Source organism: Acidipropionibacterium jensenii DSM 20535 (assembly GCF_000425285.1).
GTDB lineage: Bacteria > Actinomycetota > Actinomycetes > Propionibacteriales > Propionibacteriaceae > Acidipropionibacterium > Acidipropionibacterium jensenii.
In genome coordinates this window covers 15,019-33,758 of record NZ_AUDD01000025.1, presented here as the reverse complement: position 1 = coordinate 33,758, position 18,740 = coordinate 15,019, and the positions used below count along the sequence as shown (strand labels likewise).

The window sequence follows — 18,740 nt, the reverse complement described above, 5'->3', positions numbered from 1 at the left end:
CGAACGCGTTCTTCGCAGGCCTGGGCGTCACAGTCACCGCGGTGATGACCGACAACGGTTCCTGCTACCGGTCAGGCGCCTTCGCTGACGCGCTCGGCGACGAGGTGAAGCACAAGTGGACCCGGCCATACCGGCCGCAGACCAACGGCAAGGTCGAGCGGTTCAACCGGACCCTCGCCGTCGAGTGGGCCTACGCGAAGCCCTACGCCAGCGAAGCCGAGCGCGCCGCAGCCTACGAGACCTGGCTCCATCACTACAATCACCACAGACCCCACACCGGGATCGGCGGCCAGACTCCCTCAGCCCGCGTTCACAACGTCACGGGGAAGTACACCTAGGCGGTGCAGCAGGCCCTGGCGGCATGGGACGTCTATCAGCGCCTGGGCTCCCCGGAGGGGGAGCTCGCCATCGCCCAGGCCGTCGTCTACCTGGCCACCGCGCCGAAGTCGATCGCGGTGTACCGCGGCTTCGGCGAGGCCCAGCGGCTGGCGCGCAGAACGGGTTCCCTCACCCCGCCCGCCCACATCCTCAACGCACCCACCCGACTCATGAAGAACCTGGGGTACGGGAAGGGCTACCAGTACGACCCCGAGACCGCAGACGGGTTCTCCGGGGCCGACTACTTCCCCGAGGGGGTGGACCGGCCGACGCTGTACCGGCCCACCCGTAACGGGTACGAGCAGATCATCGGCGAGAAGCTCGCCGAGTGGGACAGGCTCCGGGAACGTAAGCGTCGCGGGCAGGGGAACTCGGCTGGCGGATCGGGTCCCAGTTCCGACTGACTTGCGGGCGGGCTGGGGCTACTTCGAGGTTTCGTGCGGCTTTGGCGCCTCGACGGGCTGGAGGTGTGGTCGACTTCGGGTGCGTGTAGTGCCCCCAACTCGACCGAACCTCAAGGGCCGGACGGGCCCTCTACGCGGTGCTGCTCAGTCTCAAGCATGAGTGTGGCACCTGCGGTGCTGAGGCTGGAGCCGGACCAGCACGTCCTCCCGCTGGCGGCCGATTTCTCATCTGCGAGGACCGGAGTGGCCGACGGGAGGCTGGCCGTGCAGCGACCGATCACCAATCGCGGTCGTCCCGCGCCTCCGCGTCGAGAATGCGATTGATCGCCTCCATCGAGGGGGTGACGACCTGGTCCACGTACGTCCTCGACGAGAGTTCCGCCTCCTCCTGCCGGCGGTTGTGGTTCTGCTGCGCGTCGCGGCGCATGTGCGCGATCTGCGTCGATTTCCAGCCCTGCAACTTGGTGGCCAGGGCGTGCATCTGCTGGGTGGTGTCGATGACGGTTCTCTCGGCGCCGAAGGGGACGAGATCCAGGACCGAGATCACGGTGGCGATGGTGACATCGACGACAGGGCTGCCGAGCGCCCTCGACATCACGGTGACCGACGCCTCGGCCAGGTCCGCCGCCGCTGGGCTCGCGGGCCCCTGCTGTGTGCAGCGAGTCATCGCCGCCGCGGTGGACTCGGTGACTCCCGGCATCTCCGCGAGGTGCGCCAGGGCCGTAAGGCATCGTCCTCTCGGGCCGGTCAACGTCGACGGATCGATGAATGTGCACATGTCCGCCACAGCCTGGTGCCGCTTGTTCCGCTCTCCCATCGGGATGCCCCACAGTGCCGCAAGAGCTGCCAGACCTAGCATGGTTCCCAGGCCGTTCCCGCCGGCGATGGACGTTGCGACAAGGCAGGTGAGAGAGCCGGCCACGATGCCGAAGAGCTGGGCCCGGGTGAACCGTCCGCCGTCGCTGAGCGGCGCGAATACCCCCTGCGTCGCCGCAGCGACGGCCTGGTGAATCTCAGCGACGCTGCGGTTGCGGTTCGGGACGCCGATGTGCCAGTCGAAGCCGCCGTTGCTCCGCTGGACGGCTTCGACGTATCCCCATGGTGTGGGCGTCATGGTGCGCCACCCCGACTGCGACTTGACCCGGTCGGAGTTGATGAGCGTCATGACCTGCTCGAGACCGGGCAGCACGGCCGGGACATTTCTCAGGTTCTGGCCCGCACTGGTGTGGTTCATGTGCCGGGGCGCTCCGCTCATCGGACTCTCCTGTGGAGTTGTTGTCGAGGCCACGGCGCGGCGGCCTCCTCATCGTTGATTCCTCGATGATGTCAGAAGGCTGTGACAGTTCTGCGCGGGCGGTGGCCGTCGCCTGCTCTCCTCGGGCTTTGAGGCTCAGCGAGGCTCTACGGCCGACCGAGCAGGAGGTGTGGTCGAGTTTGGGTGCGTGTAGTGCCCCCAACTCGACCAGACCTCAAGGGGCCTGGGCGGCCATGTGCTGTGTCGAGGCCGGGAGTACTCGCATCTACTGCAGCGGCCTTGTCCCGATCGGGCGGGGACCGTCGCCACACCCCGCTGACGGCCGCGGACGAAGGCCGCCGACTACAGGAGGGATCGTCCTCACAGCTCCGAGGCTCGTCGCGAGGCCGCGATGACGGCCTCGGAGAGTCCCGATCGGACGCCTGCCCTCTCCATCGCCCGGACTCCTTCGATCGTCGTGCCGGCAGGGGAGCAGACCGCGTCCTTGAGGTCACCGGGGTGCTGCTCGGTCTCCAGCATGAGCTTCGCACTGCCCAGCAACGACTGCAGCACCAGTCGCCTGGCCACCGGTCGCTTCAACCCCTGCTGGACCCCGCCGTCGGCCAGGGCGTCGACGATGATGGCGGCGTAGGCCGGGATCCCTCCCGACAGCCCCGTGACGGCGTCCATCAGCCGCTCGGGGACCCACTCGACCAGCCCGATCGCCGAGAACCACTCCTCGATCTCGGAGCGTTCGGCATCGGTGACCGTGGTCGACTCCGACAGCCCGAAGGCTCCTGCGGCCACCCGAGCCGGGGTGTTCGGCATCACACGCAGAATCCGGGCGTCCTCGGGCAGGTGAGCGGACAGCGTCTCGGCATTCCAGCCGGCCACGATCGAGACGACCGCCTTGCCCGCCAGCCCGGCACCGGCCTGCTCAAGGACCGTCGGGGCGTCCTGGGGCTTGACCGACAGCAGCACGATGTCGGAGCCCGAGCACAGCTCGTCGACACTCCCGGCAGTGCCGATGCCGACGTCGGTGGCGTGCTGCAGGGCCGCCGCGTAGAGGTCCCAGGCCATGATCCGGCCGACGTCCAGGGCCCCGTTGGCGACCAGACCGGAGCCGATCGCGCCGCCCATCTGGCCGAATCCGATGATGCCGAGACGTGAATTCATGGGTGTGTCCCTCCGAGGTTGGTGGAGCGGTTCAGCGCAGCGTGATGCGCCCGTTGGGGGTCTTGATGTCGGCCGTGATGGTGGGAACCAGTCCGAACCGGATCGGTGGGAGATCGGTCATCCCGAGCGCGGTGAGAGTGTGTTCGAGGATGTCCGGATCCGGGGACTCGAAGCTCAGGCCGGCCAGCGCGATGGTTCCCAGAGCCGGGTTGGTCGAGGGATGCGGCGTTGAACCCCAGTCGATGAGGAAGGGCTGCAGCCCGCCCATGGGCATGGACGCATTCATGGCGACCCGCCACTGCAACAGGGCGCCGTCGGGGGCATTGCGCGACCACGACTCGACGGTGCCGGCATCCACCCCTTCGGCGGCTGCTCTGGCCGTCGTCGCCTCGATGTCGGCGGGGTGCATCGCCCAGGTCACCAGGGCCGGCCGCGGGTCGGGTCCACGGCGTCCCACCCCGAACATGGTGTCTTCCGGGGCGACGTCGGGCTGGGCGTCGTCGAGCACGAGCAGTTCGAGGTAGGAGGGGTTGCCGGGAGTGCTCACGGCCTCGGCGTCGAGCCGCACCAGGTAGTTCTTGGTGCCCCTGCCGGGGTGGCTTCCGCCGAACACCGGGGTGACGCCGGTGACCCGGGCGAACTCGTCGACGTAGTCGTCGATGTGGGGGACGAGCAGGACGAGGTGATCAAGAGGAACGCTCATGATGGTCTCCCTCGGGGCCGGACTGATTATCTCGCTCGGGGTCGGTGTTGATGCTGAGGTCTCACGGGGTGTGTGGACTGGTCGCCGAGGGCTGGCGAGGGCCGGCGGGGGCTGGCGAGGGCTGTGGCCCGGCATGGCAGGGGGTGTGGTCGAATTTGGGTGCGTCTACGGCCCCGAAGTCGACCGAACCTCGGTGAATGGGGTCGATCCCGAATCCCGGACAGATGGTTGTGCGGTCAGACGGCCGAGGTGGCCTTTGAGGCGGTGTGGGCCCGGCCCCGAGGCCCAGTGAGGCCCGGAGGCCGGTGGAGCAGGAGGTGTGGTCGAGTTTGGGTGCGTGTAGTGCCCCAAAGTCGACCAAACCTCGGTGGATGGGGTCGGGGAGTGGCTGGAGGGTGGGTGCTGAGGGACTACGGGGTGTGTGGCCTGGCCGGCGAGGACCGCTGTCGAAGCCAGGCCGGGTCCGGAAACCCTCCAAGGCCAGGGCCGCACCAGCACCGAGCAGCCAACCAGCGGAAAAGGAGCCCCTCAGAGGTCCCATCCGATCGTCAGGGGAGCCGGCGTCACTGCCGGCGCATCCAGTGCGCAGTCGGCCAGGAAGCCGAACCGGCGTCGCATCGCCTGGTCGTCGGAGGAGTCGCCGAGGCCCTGCCACCAGGCGCCGATCTCCGCCCAGCCGGGGGCGGCCATCGACCCGGTGAGGCCGCGCACCGCCAGGCTGGAGGCCAGACTGGCCAGGTCCAGACGCTTCCCCAGCGGCCAGCCGGCCAGCGTCGCCCAGGTGAAGGCGGCATCGAAGACGTCCCCGGCCCCGGTCGCGTCGACCACCTGGTCCGCCGGGACCGGGATCGCCCCGACGCGGCACTCCTCGCCGCTGTCGGCGTCGACCGCCCAGGCCCCCGACAACCCATCGGTGACCACGATCACCGGCACCAGCTCGGCCAGCGCCCGGGCCGCCGAACGCGCCGAGTCGCGACGGGTCAGCCCGCAGGCCTCCACGGCATTGGGCAGGAAGGCGGAGCAGACCGCCAGCTCCGCCAGCACCCCGCGATCCCACCGGCCGGTCTCGTCGAAACCGATATCGGCGATCACCGCAGTGCCTGCGGCGGCGGCCGCCCGGGTCCAGTCCGCGCCCTCCCCGGCGTGGAGCTGACCCAGATCGACCAGGGCGGCTCGTGGATGGCTGGCGCCGGCCAGCAGCTCGTCGGTGGAGACCTGGCAGGGTCGCTGGTGGGTGAACATCCTCCGGTCCCCGGCATGGTTCACCGAGACGGTGACCGGGGTGGTCCAGTCCGGGAGGACCCGGCAGGCTGAGACGTCGATCGCCTCGGCCGCCAGCACCGACCGGCAGAACCGGCCCGCCATGTCGTGGCCCAGCACGGTCGCCAAGCCGGTACGCAGTCCGAGCCGGGCGCAGGCCACCGCGAGGTTGGCCACTCCACCGGGGGCGGTGGCCATCTGATCGGCCCGGATCTCCTCGCCATTGGCCGGGATGCGCGGCAGGCCGGTCATCACCAGATCCCAGAAGACGGTGCCGGTGAGGATCACGTCTGCCGGTGAGCCAGTGGACTCACCGGGGAGGACGGATGCAGCAGGAGCGCCAGGCATCTCAGGGGAGGCGGGACCCGCTGGGCCAACTGGGGCCGGGCCCGCCGCGTCGGGATAGTTCACCCCCGCATTGTGCCCTGACCGCCACCGTGACCTCCCGAACTGGTCGGGAAATCGCCGATCCCCGTCTGGGGAGCAATCTGCGCACCCCTTCGGTCTTCACCCCAGCGAGTGGCACGGGATCATGGCCCCGCACCTCACACCCCGGCCAGCACCTCGCCCCAGGCCACGCTGTCCAGCCCCAGCGCCTCCCCGACGGGGGCGCTGAACAGCGAGCCACCGCTGGTGGATAGCCCCCGGGCCAGATCTCTCCTGCGCCCCAGCGCCTCTCGCCATCCGGCATCGGCCAGCAGGGTGGCGTACTTCAGGGTGGCATTGGTGAGGGCATGGGTGGCGGTGTGGGGGACCGCACCGGGCATATTGGCTACGCAGTAGAACACCGTGTCGGCGACCCGGAAGGCCGGGTCGGCATGGGTGGTGGGGTGCGAGTCGGCGAAGCATCCCCCCTGGTCGATGGCGACGTCGACCAGGACCGAGCCTGGAGACATCGCGGTGACCATCTCGTGACTCACCAGATGGGGTGTGCGGGCTCCGGGGACCAGCACCGATCCGATCACCAGATCGGCCTCCGTGCAGGCCTGCCCGACTCCCAGCGAGGTGGAGAACTCGGTGTCCACGGCGCCGCCGGTGACCTCCTCGATATAGCGCATCCGCTCCTCATCGACGTCGAAGAGTCGCACCCGGGCGCCCATCCCGATGGCGACCCGGGCCGCGCACAGCCCCACCACCCCGCCGCCGAGGACGACGACGTCGCCCTTGTGGACGCCGGTGCCACCGCCCAGCAGGGTGCCCTTGCCGCCGTAGGGCTGCATGAGGCAGTGCGCGCCGACCTGGGTGGCCAGCCGCCCGGCGATCTCCGACATCGGGGAGAGCAGGGGCAGAGCGTGCGAGTCGGTCTCGACGGTCTCGTAGGCGATCGAGGTGATCCTGCGGTCCAGCAGGGCCTGGGTGAGGGGGCGGTTGGCGGCCAGGTGCAGGTAGGTGAACAGCACCATCCCCTCGTGCATCAGCTCGTACTCCTCGGGGACGGGCTCCTTGACCTTGAGGATCATGTCGGCGCCGTCCCAGACCGCGCGGGGGTCGTCGATGATCGTCGCCCCCGCCCGCAGGTACTCGGCGTCGGTGATCGACGAGCCCAGTCCGGCGCCCCTCTGCACCAGGACCTGGTGGCCGTGGTCGGTGAGGGCGTGCACTCCGGCGGGGGTGATCGCCACCCGGAACTCGTTGTTCTTGATCTCGGTGGGGACTCCGACTCGCATCTGCTCTTCTCCTTCGACGAGCAACAACCTTCGACGGGCGATGTCCTGGCGATCATGGCCCATCCGGCGTCGGTGCCGGTGAGCTGTCGTGCCGCGGATGCGGTCGAGATGCTGAGTCGCGAGGGAACAACGCTCACCGACCACAGTAGTGCCCCGGTCACTCAGAATTCGATGCCCCGGAGACACGATGGCGACCGCCCGCGAACCCTCTCCGAGATCGTCCGGGCTATTCGGCGCTGTGCGCCTTGAGGTACTTGAGGACTCTAGAGATCAGCTCGACGAGTACGACGCGGCCCATTCCGCGACCCGGCGGGAACTCTCCTCCTCGGACAGGTCCTCGACGCGGCTCATCACCGACCATCGGACGCCGAACGGGTCGCGGATGCTGGCGTAGCGGTCACCCGAGACGAAGGTGGAGAGCTCTTCGCGAATGGTGGCACCGGCTGCGACCGCTCTCGCGACGACGTCGTCGACGTCGGGCACGTAGAGCCCGAGTGAGTAGCAGGCCTGGTCGTCGTCCGGTGGCGGCACAAGGCGGTAGTCCGGGCTGGGAACTCCCAGCTGGAGCTGTCCGAGTCCGAGGTCGAGGTCGGCGTGAGCAACCTGGCCGTTCATCTCGGTGACGTCGATGACGCGTGCGCCGAAGACGTCGCGGTAGAACTCGATCGCCCCGGCGGCATCGGTCAGGGCGAGGAATGGGGTCAGAGTGGTCACGCCGTGAGGCCGACCGTCCGTCGTGAATGTGCCGGTGACGCCCCGGCTCGGCGTGCTCTTCTCAGTCATGCCGCCCATCGTGCGGCGGGCAGGGGTCCGGCCGCTTGGAGATGCGCGCCACCTTGTCGGTTCATCTACCGTGGGCCCATGGTCGACCCGTCACGAGGGGTGCTGTTCCCGTCGCGACTGACCGCGTTCCATCGATATGCGCCCCCACCGGTCGCAGCGGATCTGGTCCAGTGGTTCTGGATACCGGAGTGGGATCTCGAACCGGGCGTCGTGTCGCGCCAGACGGTCCTCGGCTACCCGGCGCTGAACCTGGTCGTCGAGCCGCACCGGGTGTCGCTCGTGGGCGCTACGACGCGGATGAGCGAGCGGGTGCTGCGCGGCTGCGGTTGGGCGGTGGGCGCACTCCTGCGCCCCGCGGCGGTGGGCGCCCTGACATCGGACGCGAGCTCTCTGGTCGACGTCGAGCAGCCCCTCAGCGCTCCCACTCTTCACGCCCGGGTCGTCGCGGCAATGGCTGGAGAGGCGTTGGTGGGAGAGCCGGGGGCGGGCCCGGAGGCAGGAGTGCCGGTGGCAGGCCAGGTGGCGGGTCAGGAGGCGGTTGATCATGAGGCGGATGCCCCGGCCGATCGCCATGATCACGCGGTCGACATCGTCGCGCAATGGCTCAGCGAGCGGGCAGGCGAGATCCCGTCCGTCGCCCGGCACGCGAACATGATGCCCGAGGTGCTGATCGGCGAGGGTGGCGCGAACACCCCCGCCGAGGCGGCCGTGCGGCTCGCGGTGTCGCTGCGCACACTGCAACGTATGACGCACCGGTACATCGGCCTGCCACCGGCCGCCATCATCCGGCGTCGACGACTGCAGGAGGCCGCGCAATTGGTGCGCGAGCACCCCGACATCTCCCTTGCGACGATCGCCGCCGATCTCGGCTACGCCGACCACGCCCACCTCACCAGTGATTTCCGCACCGTGCTGGGGTTCACCCCCAGCGGCTACCGCACCGAGTCATCGTGAGGCCGGCGGCGCGTGAGGCCCATCCCGGCCCGGGGACCACGGGCCGCACCACCTACGCTGGGGGAACGGCCGCCACAGCCGACGGCCATCACCAGCCGAGGGGAAGTCATGTCTGACGAGTTCGACGTCCAGAACCGGTGGCCGGAACTGTTCGAGCAGCTCAGCCCGCAGCAGAGCGACTCGGTCGCCCGGGCGCTCGAGCACGCGCGCAGCGAGGGTCGCACGGTCACCCGCCAAGAGGTCGTCGACCTCATCGATGAGACGCGGGGAGCCGTCCCGCCGGAGGAGTACGTCCGCCGCGACATGCCTCCGCAGTGAGCAGGCAGCGACCCGGGCCTCGATCTGTGGGGCCCAGGTCCGTGGGGCCGAGCGCACGGCCGGGAGATCAGGCCTGCAGGACGATGTTGACCGGCTCCTCGCCGCGCGCCAGCCGCTCCGCCTGCCGGACCAGCAGCCGGGTCATCCGAGGCTTGAGGGCGTCCGAGAGCCCGCCGATGTGCGGGGTGATGATGACCCCGTCCAGTGACCACAGCGGATGGCCGGCCGGCAGCGGTTCGGGATCCCAGACGTCGCTGGCCACCCGGATCCGGCCGCGGCGCAGATGGGCGACCAGGGCATCGGTGTCCACCGTCGGCCCGCGTCCGATGTTGCACACCAGGGCGCCGTCCGGCAGTGCCGACAGGACGGCGTCGTCGATGAGGTGATGGGTCGCCGGACCGCCGGGAAGGGCATTGAGGAGGATGTCGGCACCGGGCAGCAGGTCGGGCACCTCCTCCATCGCATGGACCTGGACGCCGTCCTGCACGCGGGCAGTGTGGGCGACCGGGACCAGATCGACCTCGAAACCGGCCAGTCGCTGCGCGATCGCCTTGCCGACCCCGCCGTAGCCCAGCATGACGATGCGCCGGTCGGCGAGTCCGGGGCAGCCCATCATGTGCCACTGTCCGAGCCGCTGCAGCTCGAGGAACTCGGGGAGTCGGCGCTGGGCCTCCAGCAGCAGGGCGACGGTGAGTTCCGCGGTCGCCGTCTCGTGGACGCTGGCGGCATTGGCGTAGCTGACGCCGTGCGGCAGGGTCTGCTCGACGCCGTCGAAGCCGATCGCCGAACCCTGGACGAAGTGACACCCCACCGCACCGAGATCGGGCATCGCGTGGGTCGGGCCGACCGCAGCGGGGACGTACATGTCGATGTGCTCGCAGGGGGCCTCGCCGGTCCCGTCCCACAGGACGAGGTCGATGTCGAGGGCGGGGTCCAGACGTGCCGTGACGTCGTCGACCAGCTCCTGGGTGGGAAGGGAGACCACGATGCTCATGGGATGGAGGCTATCCCGACCGTCGCTCCGGCGGGACCCCGTCCGCGGGGCATCCGCCACCGGCGGACGGGCACTCCGTCCCGGTCACCGGCTCCGGGCCGACCATCCCTGCCGGTCGATGACTCCGGACATGCCACGGCCCCTCCACCGAAATAGGTGGAGGGGCCGTGGCCAGGTGAGAACCTCACAGATGCAGGGCTGCAGGGCGTTCAGCACCGGACCACACGGATCCGCCGGTGCTGATCGTCGACCTGCGGTGCCTGTTCAGCGCGATATGGGCCGATCGGCTCAGGCGTGCTGACGCTGCTTGTCGGCGTCGGTTGTGCTGGCTTTGGCTGAGTCGGTGCCGCTGTCAACGGCACTGCCCTTCGAGCTTCCGGTGCCCACCTGCTGCTGGCCGTGGGTCACCTGAATCTTCTGCGGCTTGGCCTGGTCGGCCACCGGGATGGTGATGACCAGTTCGCCGTTGGTGTAGTCGGCGGAGATCCTGCTGGCGTCCAGACCGGAGTCCAGGGACAGCTGGCGGGCGAAGGACCCGTAGCTGCGCTCACGAGACACCCAGCCGGAGTGCTCGTCGTGCTTGACATCCTGAGCGGTGCGCTCAGCGCGGACGGTCAGAACGTTGTCGTTGACGTCGATATCGATGCTGTCGGGATCAACTCCCGGCAGGTCCATCTTGGCGACGTAGTTGTCGGCATCGCGATAGACATCCATCGGCATCAGCTTGGCGTCGCCGGTTGCCAGCTGGGCGAACTGATCGAAGAAACGATCAAGACCACGGAACGGATTGGCTTCAACGAGAGCCATTGTTTTCCCCCTTCTGACGGGTGAGTCCCGGAGTCTCCGGAACTCGGAAGCATGCATTTTTCGGTGACGACGTCGAGACACCTGCGGAACATCTCGCTGCCCCGCCGGCCTCCTCGCCGTCACATACAGCAGAACCACAGGGGGGCCATGGTTATTCCATAGTTGAGCCGAAAAGACTCAACTTTCTTGGATTTCACCAACACTCCTTGTCAGAGGGTCGTCGGTGCCCCCTCCCGGAGACGGCCCAGGCCCCGGAGACGCCTGTGGCGGCGTCCCCGGGAGGGGGACGCCGCCACAGCGGCGGGCGGGTGCGGCTGGCACTCGCCTCAGATGCCCTGTCTGTCGGGCATCGCCTACTGGTTGTCCTTCTTGTCGCCGAGGGCGTCCTTGACGCGCTCCCCGGCCGCCTTGAGGCCGGCCTTGGCGTCCTCGACCTGGTCCTTGAGCTGGCCCTCCGCGTTCTGCTGCCGGCCCTCGGCCTCGGCGTCCTTGTCCCCGGTGAGCTTGCCCGCGGTCTCCTTGAGCTTGCCCTGGAGCTTGTCTCGGGTGGCATCGCTGTCAGTCATATGTGCTCCTTCTCAGTGGATCGGTTGCACTGTCGACCCTCGCACGCGATCCGGCGGTATTCAAGGCGCAGCCGCGATCCGGCGGTGCTCAGAGCACGGCCGCGAAGGGGATCTCCCGTGGTGGGACCGGGATTCAGAGGCTCTTGGAGAACTCGTCGAAGTGCAGCCCCTCCACCTTCGGCAGGCCGAACCGCTCGTTGCCGTAGGGGAAGGGGGAGGAGACGCCGGTCGGCCGGAATCCGCGGCGCCGGTACCAGGCGATGAGGTCGGTGCGGGCGGTGATCACGGTGAGCCGCATCTCGTCGAGACCCCAGTCCTCCCGGGCGACCCGCTCGGCCTCGGCCAGCAGCTGCTTACCCAGCCCCTGGGCCTGCAGGGTCGGGTCGACGGCGAACATCCCGAAGTAGGCGTGGTCGCTGCGGCGCTCCAGCTGGCAGCAGCCGAGGATCTTGCCGTCCTGCCGGGCGGTGAGAAGGCCTCCTGCCGGCTGGTCGATGAGGCTAGTGATCTCGTCCAGATCGGTGCGCTGGCCGTCGAGAATCTGGGACTCGGTGGTCCATCCCGCCGCATCGCCGGTGGCCCGGTAGGCGGCCTCGACGATGGTGTGGATGCGGTCGGCGTCGGCGAGGGTGGCGAAGGAGAAGTGTGGTGTGCTGGCAGGACTCACGGCGTACAAGTATGCGCCCGCAGGTCCCGGCGTCCAGAACTGTCAGTGCCGTGATGCACAGTAGGAGCACTCGACGAAAGAGGGATCGTGAACTGGACCGACGTCCCATGGCTGGGACTGGACACCGAGACCACCGGGGCCGATCCGGCCACCGACAGGCTGGTCACGGCCGCCCTGGTGCTGCGCCCCGCCGGCGCGGGGACCCCCGCCCAACCCGATCGGGTGCGCACCTGGCTGGCCGATCCCGGGATCCCCATCCCGGCCGCCGCCTCCGCGATCCACGGGATCACCACCGCCACTGCTCGCGATCGCGGCCGCCCGGTCGTCGAGGTGCTCGACGAGCTGGCCACCGCCCTGGTCGAGCACTGGCAGCAGGGGCTTCCCGTGGTGGTCTTCAACGCCCCCTTCGACATCACCCTCATCAACGCCGAGCTGCGCCGCCACGATCTGGGATCCCTCGAGGAGCGCCTCGGCGCCGAGACCGCCCCGGTCATCGACCCGCTGGTGCTGGACCACAGCCTGGACCGCTACCGGCGCGGGAAACGCACCCTGTCGGCGATGACGTCGGTCTACGGGGTGACCCTTCAGGAGGACGCCCATACCGCCCAGGTCGACGTCTCGATGATGCTCGGGGTGCTCCAGGAGATGGCCGTCCGGTATCCGCGGATCGCCGGGGTGGACGCCGGGGCGCTGCACCAGTTCCAGGTCGAGGAGCACCGCAAGTGGGCCGACAACTTCGGATCCTGGCTCGCCTCCAAGGGCAGGGTCGACGACATCAGCCGCGCCTGGCCCCAGGAATGAGCCCTCGATGAGCGTCCCCGGGTGCGCCGCGACGCACCCTATAGTGAGCATCCACCCGTCCGCGTCGATCCGCCCGGAGATCACCGGCAGCGGTTGCTGAGAGGACCGAGCACGACATGGCAGCAGAGCACCAGGACGCCCCCAAGGTCGACGACCGGCCGTTCATCGACGCCACCTCCCAGGCGAGGAGCCGCTACGGACGGTTCAACCTGGCGATCGTCGGGGAGACCGGGGTGGGCAAGTCCTCCCTGGTCAACGCGGTCTTCGGCCGCGACTACGCGGCGGTCGGCAAGGGTCTTCCGGTGACCAGCGGGGTCAACTACTACCACGACGAGTCGCTGGGGATCTGGGACTTCGAGGGGTTCGAGGTCGGGTCGGCGGTGTCCCCGGCGCAGTCCCTCAGGCAGCACCTGGAGACCGTCTCGAGGCGGCCGGCCGACGAGCAGATCGCCGTCGTCTGGTACTGCGTGCTCTCCCAGGCCGACCGGCTCACCCGGTTCGACATCGACCGGATCCGTGAGCTGGACGCCCGCGGGCTGCCGGTGATCCTGGTGCTCACGAAGGTGCACTGGACCAGGAACACGGTCACCGGCAGGTACAGCGCCCCGAAGGACACCTCTGACTTCGTCGACTGGCTCGAGCACCCGGTCGACGAGCACGGCACCCCGATCCACCTCCCGATCCGGCGGGTCATCCTCACCGCCTCCCACGACGAGCACGGAAAGGGCACGGGGCACGGACTCGGTGAGCTCGTGGAGGCCACCCTGGAACTGTCTCCCAGGACCGAGCAGGACGCGTTTCGCATCGCCCAGCGACTCAACCTCCCCTGGAAGCGGGAGATGGCGCGACCCATCATCGCCACTGGGGCGGCTGCGGCGGCAGCTGCTGCCGCCGTCCCCATCCCGGTTGCGGATGCGGCCGCCCTGGCGCCGATCCAGATGACGATGATGGGCAGGATCGCGGCCATCTACGACCTCGAGATGACCACGATGCTGTCCACCTCGGCGCTGGCCCAACTGGGGGCCCAGGTCACCGGGCAGGCCCTGGCCCGCAGCTTCATCAAGCTCGTCCCGGTGGCCGGCAGTGTGATCAACGCGGCCGTCGCCTCGGCGATCACCGCGGCCGCGGGGGAGGGCTGGCTGCGGCTCTGCGAGCAGGTCCACACCGGCAAGGTGGATCCGGCCAGGGTCGCCGACGCCGTCGGACAGTTCAGGCCCAGTGTCGTCGCCGTCGTCACGAAGATGGCGGTGCGCAGGGTCTCGAAGCGCTGACCCGGCACGTAGTCTGTCCCGGGGGCCGACGCGAGGCGGGACCGGTGCGTGCACCGAGTCCGGGTCCGGCGGGGGGAGCTCGGGCCGGGAGATCGCGGTCAGCGGCCCCTGATGTCGACAGGGAGATGAGGATTCACCCATATGCGGAAGGCGTTCCAGAAGTGATCGGTACGAGGATCTCCAGATGGACCCGCCGGATACCGTGGGGACTGCCCAGGACGCACCTTCCTGCGCTGGTGGTCGCCCTCATCGTCACCATCATCGGGCCGGTCTTCGTGGCGTCCTACAGCCTGGCGATGGGCGATCCCTCGCCGCGCAACGTGCCGATCGGCGTGGTCGGCTCCTCAATGGATGCCACCGCGATCTCCCACACCCTCGACGACACCGGGTCGGAACTGTTCGAGGTGGGCGAGTACCCCTCGCTGCCGGCCGCCCAGAAGGCCCTGGAGCGCCAGCAGATCTACGCCATCATCGACTCCTCGGTGACCCCCGCGACGGTCTGGATCTCGACCGCCTCCGGGGCATCGGTGGGCCAACTGCTCACCCAGCACAGGCAGGCCCTCAGCGCGGTGGTCGGCACCGACCTCAAGTTCGTTGACGCCCATCCGCTGGCCCCGCACGACCCGAACGGCCTGGTGCTGTTCTACCTGGCGCTGGGTGGCACGATCCTCGGATTCGTCGGCGCCATCCAGACCAGGGTCAACGCCAAGGACATGTCCCTGGTCGCCGACTTCAGCTGGGACATCGCGCGATCGCTGGGGGTGGCGCTCACGATGACCCTGGTCATCGGCCCGGTGCTCGGCCTTGAGGCGCTGCCCGTGCTGCCGGTCTGGCTGATTCTGGCGGTGACGATGTTCATCGCCGGGTCGGTGTACAGCTTCTGGCGGGTGACGATCGGCGGCAAGTGGGCGCTGCTGCCCACCTGGATCACCTTCGTCATCATCGCCAACCCGTCATCGGGAGGGGCGGTCGCCCCCGAACTGCTGCCGGCCTTCTACGAGTTCATGGGGCGATGGCTGCCCACCGGCGCCACCGTGCGCGCGATGAGAGATGTCACCTACTTCCCCGACGCCGTGCACGCCGAACCCTTCGTCGTGCTGGGCATCTGGGCGGTGGCCTCGTCGATCCTGTTCGCGGTCGCCCGGGTGCGCCGCTACGGCTGGGGCTCGGTTCCCGACGAGGTCCCGACGCCGGCCGCCGCGGCCTCAGCTGGGCCCTCACCGGTTGCGCTCGACGGGACGCCGCCAGACCAGCACCACGACGATCAGGACGAGCACGACCGCGGTGGCCGCGACGTCGAAGGGAAGTAGCGGGCTGAGGAGGATCACCGCGGCACCCAGCGGCAGCGTCGTGTTGACCAGCCGGTCCCCGAACCGACTCAGCGCGATCCACCAGATCGCCAGGACGAAGACCGCGACCGGGATGCTCACGGTGTAGCCGACGGCGACCCGCGACAGCTCCGACTCCCCGGTGAGGGCGTCGATGTGCACCTCGATCCCGGCCGAGAAGGCCGCCGCGGCGGCGAACACCACGTAGTGCACGTAGCCGTAGCGCAGGGACTCGCGCAGCGTCCCGATCAGCCCGTGGTGGGGCGGCCAGAAGTAGATCCACCAGAGTGCCGCCGAGGTGATCAGGGTGAGTGCCGACAGGCCCACCAGGGAGCCCAGCAGGTCGGCGTGGGCCGCGGCCTCGGCGTGCTCGCGGGAGGTGTGAAGGGCCTCGATGATGGCATTGGCCGAGGCCAGCACGCTCTCGCCGAGCACGATGAGGGTGAACAGGCCGTACCGCTCGGTGATGTGATGAGGGTGCCAGGAGGTCGCGTGGTGTCGTTCGGCGATCACCGGAACCGCGAGCTCGGCGAGGATGAGCACCGGGATGGCCACCGGAATCGCCTTGCCGGGCAGCCCCAGCATCACGATCCAGAGTGCCTGGGTGATCGCGATGCCCAACGCATAGCTGATCGTGGTGGTGCGCAACGCCCGGTCCGAGACGGCCGCGCGCACCCACTGCACCACCATCGCCACGCGCATCACCACATAGGCCCACACCAGCAGCCGGAAGTCGTGGTGCTCGAAGGCCGGCTCGATGCCCGCGGCGAGCACCAGGACGCCGCCCATCTGGACGATGGTGACGACCCGGTAGAGCCAGTCGTCGACCGCGAAGGAGGTCGCGAACCAGGTGAAGTTCATCCACGCCCACCAGATGCCGAAGAAGGCCACGGCATAGATGAGGACGCCGTTGAGCACCTCCCTGTCGGCCAGCTGGTGGTGCAGCTGGGAGGAGGCCACGCTCACCGCCACCACGAAACCAGGTCGAAGAACAGTTCAAGACTCGAGGCGGCGCGATGCGGTTCGTGCGGGTCGCGGGCGCGCATCGGGGAGAGTCTGGCGGCCGGTCGCGACGGGGCCGTTGAGTCGGGATGGCCATGGGGCAAGAGCATGCCAGCCGCGGAGTCCGCTGGCGGGGCAGCGCGCCGGTCAGTCCGCCTCGGGGGTCACCGGCACCGCCCGCAGACGCCGGGTCACCACGAGCACCTGGACCGACAGGACCAGGACCCCCAGGATGGCCAGCATGAAGGCGTTGGGGGTGATCCAGGCGGCGGCGTAGTGCAGCGGATCGTGGAAGATGGCCTCGCCCAGATGGAATCCGCCCTTGCGGATGAGGGCAGCGGCCTCACCGGCGTTGCCGATCAGGAACAGCACCTGCACCACGAGCAGGATCACGCAGGTGACGCCGATCCCCCGCGACGGCGTCCTGCCCGCGGGGGCGACGGTTCTGCGCAGTCCCACGAGAATCCACAGCGAGATCGCCCCGAGGATGATCATCGCGATGTGCAGGACCAGGTGGTCCACCACGCCTCCGTCGGGGCCGCCGATGACGATCATGCCGATGAACGGCGCGACGATCGTGAGCCACAGTCCAGCCAGGTACTTCCCCATGATCTTGACCCTTCTCGAACTCCCAGCAGCTGTACGGGGGAGCCGCGGCGGCCCATGTGAAAAGCAGTGTGAGAAGCAGCGTCGAGTGCCGTGCCGGATGCAGTGACGACAGCAGCGTTCCTGCGGTGTCGACGGCCGCGTCGCTGCAGATCGTGCGAGCGATGCGGCACTGTAGGCGCCCAGAAGGTCAGATCGCTCCCGGAACCCGATCCTTCCCGGGAGGGGCGAGCCCGGCGGTCGAGGTGGTCGACGTCATCCCCTGGGACCGGGTGTCCCCCGGCACCCCGGGGCGGGCGACGTCATCGTCCGAGGACGTGGCGCAGCTGAGACTCGAGATCCCGGTGGCGGAACTGGTAGCCGAAGCTCTCGAGGTGGGCCGAGGAGACCCGCTGATCGGCCTGCGCGATCTCGCGGGCCCCCTCGGGGCCGAGCAGTAGGGCCGGTCCGAGGGAGGGCACCGGGACCAGGGAGGGTCGGTGCAGGACCCGTCCGAGGGCGGTGGCGAACTGGCGGGCGCTCACCGGTTCGGGCGCCACCGCGTTGACCGGCCCCTCGACGCGGTCGTTGAGCAGGGCGAAGGCGTAGATGGAGACGATGTCGTCGATCCCGATCCAGCTCTGCTGCTCCCGGTCCCCCAGCGGACCGCCCACACCTGCCAGGTAGAGCGGCAGGAACTGCGCCAGAAGCCCGCCGGCGGGGGTGAGGACCAGTCCGGTGCGCACATTGACCACCCGGACGCCGGCATCCGAGGCCGGCCGGCAGGCCTCCTCCCAGACCCGGGTGACCTGCGCGAGGAAGTCGTCGCCGGGGGAGTCCTGCTCGGTCAACGGTCGCGGCAGGCCGTCGCCGGAGCCCTGGGAGTCCGGCCCGCCCTGGGGATCGTGTGCGTCCCGGGAAGGGTTCGGGTGGTGCGGGTGGGCGCCGTAGTAGCCGATCGCGGAGGCCGAGACCAGGGTGCGGGTCCGGCCGTCGGAGGCGAGTTCGGCCAAGGTGCGGGCGACCAGGTCGGTGCCGGTGCGGCGGCTCTCGAGGATCTTGCGCTTGTTCTCCTCGGTGAAGCGGCCGCCGATCGGGTGCCCGGCGAGGTGGACGACGGCGTCGCAGCCGGCCAGGTCCTCGGGGTTCAGGGTTCCGGAGGCCGGGTCCCACTGAATCTCACCGTCGTGGCGGGGCCGGTGCCGCACCATCCTCAGGACCCGGTGCCCGCCGCTCTCCAACAGCGCGCAGAGCTGGGTCCCGATCAGCCCGGTGGCCCCGGTGACCGCCACCGTGAGGGGCGCGACGTCGCGGAAGGTGTGGTGGAGGGCGAGGTCGTCCTTCAGCTGCGCCGTCCGGTAGTCGAAGATCCGCGACAACTCGGCCGGGACGTCGAGGGCACGTGCGGCGCACCGGTTGGCCAGGGGTGCGGGCAGCGAGTACTCGACGGTGTCGCGCATCTGGCAGCCCGGGCCCTCATCGCTGAAGGAGTGGTGGTGGCGCCAGGAGGCCAGTGGCCCCGACTCCATCACGTCGGTGAAGGAGCGCCCGGGGTCCAACTGGGTGTGCCGGGCCCGCCAGGGCACCTCGGCCCGCGGCGATCCCGGGATCCTGGACCCCACGACGGCCGACAGAGCGGTGCCGGCCAGCCCGGCCCGGCCGGGCAGACCCACCGACAGCAGGGTCTGCGAACCGGGGTTCAGTCCGTCGCTGGGCGGGCGGCGCACCCGGCCCCCGAAGGGCGGCCAGAGTCGCACGATCGCGCCGGGGCGGGAGAACCAGTCGAAGACCTCGGTGCGTGGCTGGGGCAGGTGGCTGTGGTACTCGAAGATGGCCATCGGG

20 protein-coding genes are annotated in these 18,740 nt (G+C 69.5%); 7 read left to right on the top strand and 13 right to left on the bottom strand.

Features of this window, described 5'->3' with window-relative positions; translation table 11 throughout:
* A partial coding sequence (locus H590_RS0112005) for an integrase core domain-containing protein (RefSeq protein WP_028703728.1) occupies positions 1-338 on the top strand: 338 nt, incomplete at its 5' end.
* 3 nt (positions 339-341) lie between these two features.
* Positions 342-782 (top strand): AAA family ATPase, encoded by a 441-nt coding sequence (locus H590_RS0112000; RefSeq protein WP_028703727.1) that lies wholly within the window; start codon positions 342-344, stop codon positions 780-782.
* A 277-nt stretch (positions 783-1,059) separates the two neighbouring features.
* Here the strand turns inward: H590_RS0112000 and H590_RS0111995 are convergent, their stop codons facing one another.
* The 6 genes from H590_RS0111995 to H590_RS0111970 all read right to left on the bottom strand — a co-directional run bounded on the left by H590_RS0111995 (position 1,060) and on the right by H590_RS0111970 (position 7,536).
* The gene (locus H590_RS0111995; RefSeq protein ID WP_028703726.1) at positions 1,060-2,037 is read right to left on the bottom strand and encodes a hypothetical protein; all 978 of its coding nucleotides are present in this window, start codon (positions 2,035-2,037) and stop codon (positions 1,060-1,062) included.
* A gap of 360 nt (positions 2,038-2,397) precedes the next feature.
* A complete protein-coding gene (gene proC / locus H590_RS0111990; RefSeq protein WP_028703725.1) occupies positions 2,398-3,192 on the bottom strand; it encodes a pyrroline-5-carboxylate reductase in 795 nt (264 codons plus the stop codon).
* Positions 3,193-3,223: 31 nt separating this feature from the next.
* Positions 3,224-3,895 (bottom strand): VOC family protein, encoded by a 672-nt coding sequence (locus tag H590_RS0111985; protein WP_036982292.1) that lies wholly within the window; start codon positions 3,893-3,895, stop codon positions 3,224-3,226.
* Positions 3,896-4,423: 528 nt separating this feature from the next.
* Positions 4,424-5,443, bottom strand: a complete 1,020-nt coding sequence (locus tag H590_RS16540; RefSeq protein WP_036982283.1) for a carbohydrate kinase family protein — start codon at positions 5,441-5,443, stop codon at positions 4,424-4,426.
* Positions 5,444-5,700: 257 nt separating this feature from the next.
* The gene (gene ald / locus H590_RS0111975; RefSeq protein ID WP_028703723.1) at positions 5,701-6,822 is read right to left on the bottom strand and encodes an alanine dehydrogenase; all 1,122 of its coding nucleotides are present in this window, start codon (positions 6,820-6,822) and stop codon (positions 5,701-5,703) included.
* 270 nt (positions 6,823-7,092) lie between these two features.
* Complete coding sequence (locus H590_RS0111970) at positions 7,093-7,536, bottom strand: VOC family protein (protein ID WP_245569820.1); 444 nt, start codon at positions 7,534-7,536, stop codon at positions 7,093-7,095.
* Between the two features lie 147 nt (positions 7,537-7,683).
* On the opposite strand from H590_RS0111970, the gene H590_RS0111965 reads away from it, so the two are divergent.
* The gene (locus H590_RS0111965) at positions 7,684-8,559 is read left to right on the top strand and encodes a helix-turn-helix domain-containing protein (RefSeq protein WP_028703721.1); all 876 of its coding nucleotides are present in this window, start codon (positions 7,684-7,686) and stop codon (positions 8,557-8,559) included.
* Positions 8,560-8,667: 108 nt separating this feature from the next.
* Positions 8,668-8,877: a hypothetical protein gene (locus tag H590_RS0111960; RefSeq protein WP_028703720.1), complete on the top strand. Its 210-nt coding sequence runs from the start codon at positions 8,668-8,670 to the stop codon at positions 8,875-8,877.
* 67 nt (positions 8,878-8,944) lie between these two features.
* On the opposite strand, the gene H590_RS0111955 is transcribed toward H590_RS0111960, so the two are convergent.
* The 4 genes from H590_RS0111955 to H590_RS0111940 form a co-directional block, all read right to left on the bottom strand.
* A complete protein-coding gene (locus H590_RS0111955; RefSeq protein WP_028703719.1) occupies positions 8,945-9,871 on the bottom strand; it encodes an NAD(P)-dependent oxidoreductase in 927 nt (308 codons plus the stop codon).
* A gap of 288 nt (positions 9,872-10,159) precedes the next feature.
* Positions 10,160-10,678, bottom strand: coding sequence for an Hsp20/alpha crystallin family protein (locus H590_RS16535; protein ID WP_036982279.1), 519 nt, complete (start codon positions 10,676-10,678; stop codon positions 10,160-10,162).
* 353 nt (positions 10,679-11,031) lie between these two features.
* Positions 11,032-11,244: a CsbD family protein gene (locus H590_RS0111945; protein ID WP_028703718.1), complete on the bottom strand. Its 213-nt coding sequence runs from the start codon at positions 11,242-11,244 to the stop codon at positions 11,032-11,034.
* A 133-nt stretch (positions 11,245-11,377) separates the two neighbouring features.
* Entirely contained in the window at positions 11,378-11,911 is a 534-nt protein-coding gene (locus H590_RS0111940) for a GNAT family N-acetyltransferase (protein WP_028703717.1), read from the bottom strand.
* An 87-nt stretch (positions 11,912-11,998) separates the two neighbouring features.
* Between H590_RS0111940 and H590_RS0111935 the strand changes: the two genes are divergently transcribed.
* The 3 genes from H590_RS0111935 to H590_RS0111925 all read left to right on the top strand — a co-directional run bounded on the left by H590_RS0111935 (position 11,999) and on the right by H590_RS0111925 (position 15,293).
* Positions 11,999-12,712, top strand: a complete 714-nt coding sequence (locus H590_RS0111935) for an exonuclease domain-containing protein (protein WP_028703716.1) — start codon at positions 11,999-12,001, stop codon at positions 12,710-12,712.
* A gap of 116 nt (positions 12,713-12,828) precedes the next feature.
* Entirely contained in the window at positions 12,829-13,983 is a 1,155-nt protein-coding gene (locus H590_RS0111930; RefSeq protein WP_028703715.1) for a GTPase family protein, read from the top strand.
* 161 nt (positions 13,984-14,144) lie between these two features.
* A complete protein-coding gene (locus H590_RS0111925; RefSeq protein ID WP_126412692.1) occupies positions 14,145-15,293 on the top strand; it encodes a hypothetical protein in 1,149 nt (382 codons plus the stop codon).
* Here the strand turns inward: H590_RS0111925 and H590_RS16530 are convergent.
* The 3 genes from H590_RS16530 to H590_RS0111910 all read right to left on the bottom strand — a co-directional run bounded on the left by H590_RS16530 (position 15,201) and on the right by H590_RS0111910 (position 18,736).
* Entirely contained in the window at positions 15,201-16,277 is a 1,077-nt protein-coding gene (locus H590_RS16530; protein WP_211221187.1) for a low temperature requirement protein A, read from the bottom strand. The genes H590_RS0111925 and H590_RS16530 overlap by 93 nt on opposite strands.
* 183 nt (positions 16,278-16,460) lie before the next feature.
* Positions 16,461-16,922 carry a hypothetical protein gene (locus H590_RS0111915; protein ID WP_028703713.1) on the bottom strand — a complete coding sequence of 154 codons (462 nt, stop codon included), beginning with the start codon at positions 16,920-16,922 and terminating at the stop codon, positions 16,461-16,463.
* Between the two features lie 299 nt (positions 16,923-17,221).
* A complete protein-coding gene (locus H590_RS0111910) occupies positions 17,222-18,736 on the bottom strand; it encodes an SDR family oxidoreductase (protein ID WP_028703712.1) in 1,515 nt (504 codons plus the stop codon).
* Between the last annotated feature and the right edge of the window lie 4 nt (positions 18,737-18,740).

What these genes read in the sequence shown, in the direction of transcription:
- H590_RS0111985 (WP_036982292.1), bottom strand. Translation starts at nt 3,895, where the DNA reads ATGAGCGTTCCTCTTGATCACCTCGTCCTGCTCGTCCCCCACATCGAC.
- H590_RS0111960 (WP_028703720.1), top strand. Translation starts at nt 8,668, where the DNA reads ATGTCTGACGAGTTCGACGTCCAGAACCGGTGGCCGGAACTGTTCGAG.
- H590_RS0111955 (WP_028703719.1), bottom strand. Translation starts at nt 9,871, where the DNA reads ATGAGCATCGTGGTCTCCCTTCCCACCCAGGAGCTGGTCGACGACGTC.
- H590_RS0111910 (WP_028703712.1), bottom strand. Translation starts at nt 18,736, where the DNA reads ATGGCCATCTTCGAGTACCACAGCCACCTGCCCCAGCCACGCACCGAG.
- ald (WP_028703723.1), bottom strand. Translation starts at nt 6,822, where the DNA reads ATGCGAGTCGGAGTCCCCACCGAGATCAAGAACAACGAGTTCCGGGTG.
- H590_RS0111930 (WP_028703715.1), top strand. Translation starts at nt 12,829, where the DNA reads ATGGCAGCAGAGCACCAGGACGCCCCCAAGGTCGACGACCGGCCGTTC.
- H590_RS0111915 (WP_028703713.1), bottom strand. Translation starts at nt 16,922, where the DNA reads ATGGGGAAGTACCTGGCTGGACTGTGGCTCACGATCGTCGCGCCGTTC.
- H590_RS0111965 (WP_028703721.1), top strand. Translation starts at nt 7,684, where the DNA reads ATGGTCGACCCGTCACGAGGGGTGCTGTTCCCGTCGCGACTGACCGCG.
- H590_RS16535 (WP_036982279.1), bottom strand. Translation starts at nt 10,678, where the DNA reads ATGGCTCTCGTTGAAGCCAATCCGTTCCGTGGTCTTGATCGTTTCTTC.
- H590_RS0111945 (WP_028703718.1), bottom strand. Translation starts at nt 11,244, where the DNA reads ATGACTGACAGCGATGCCACCCGAGACAAGCTCCAGGGCAAGCTCAAG.
- H590_RS0111995 (WP_028703726.1), bottom strand. Translation starts at nt 2,037, where the DNA reads ATGAGCGGAGCGCCCCGGCACATGAACCACACCAGTGCGGGCCAGAAC.
- proC (WP_028703725.1), bottom strand. Translation starts at nt 3,192, where the DNA reads ATGAATTCACGTCTCGGCATCATCGGATTCGGCCAGATGGGCGGCGCG.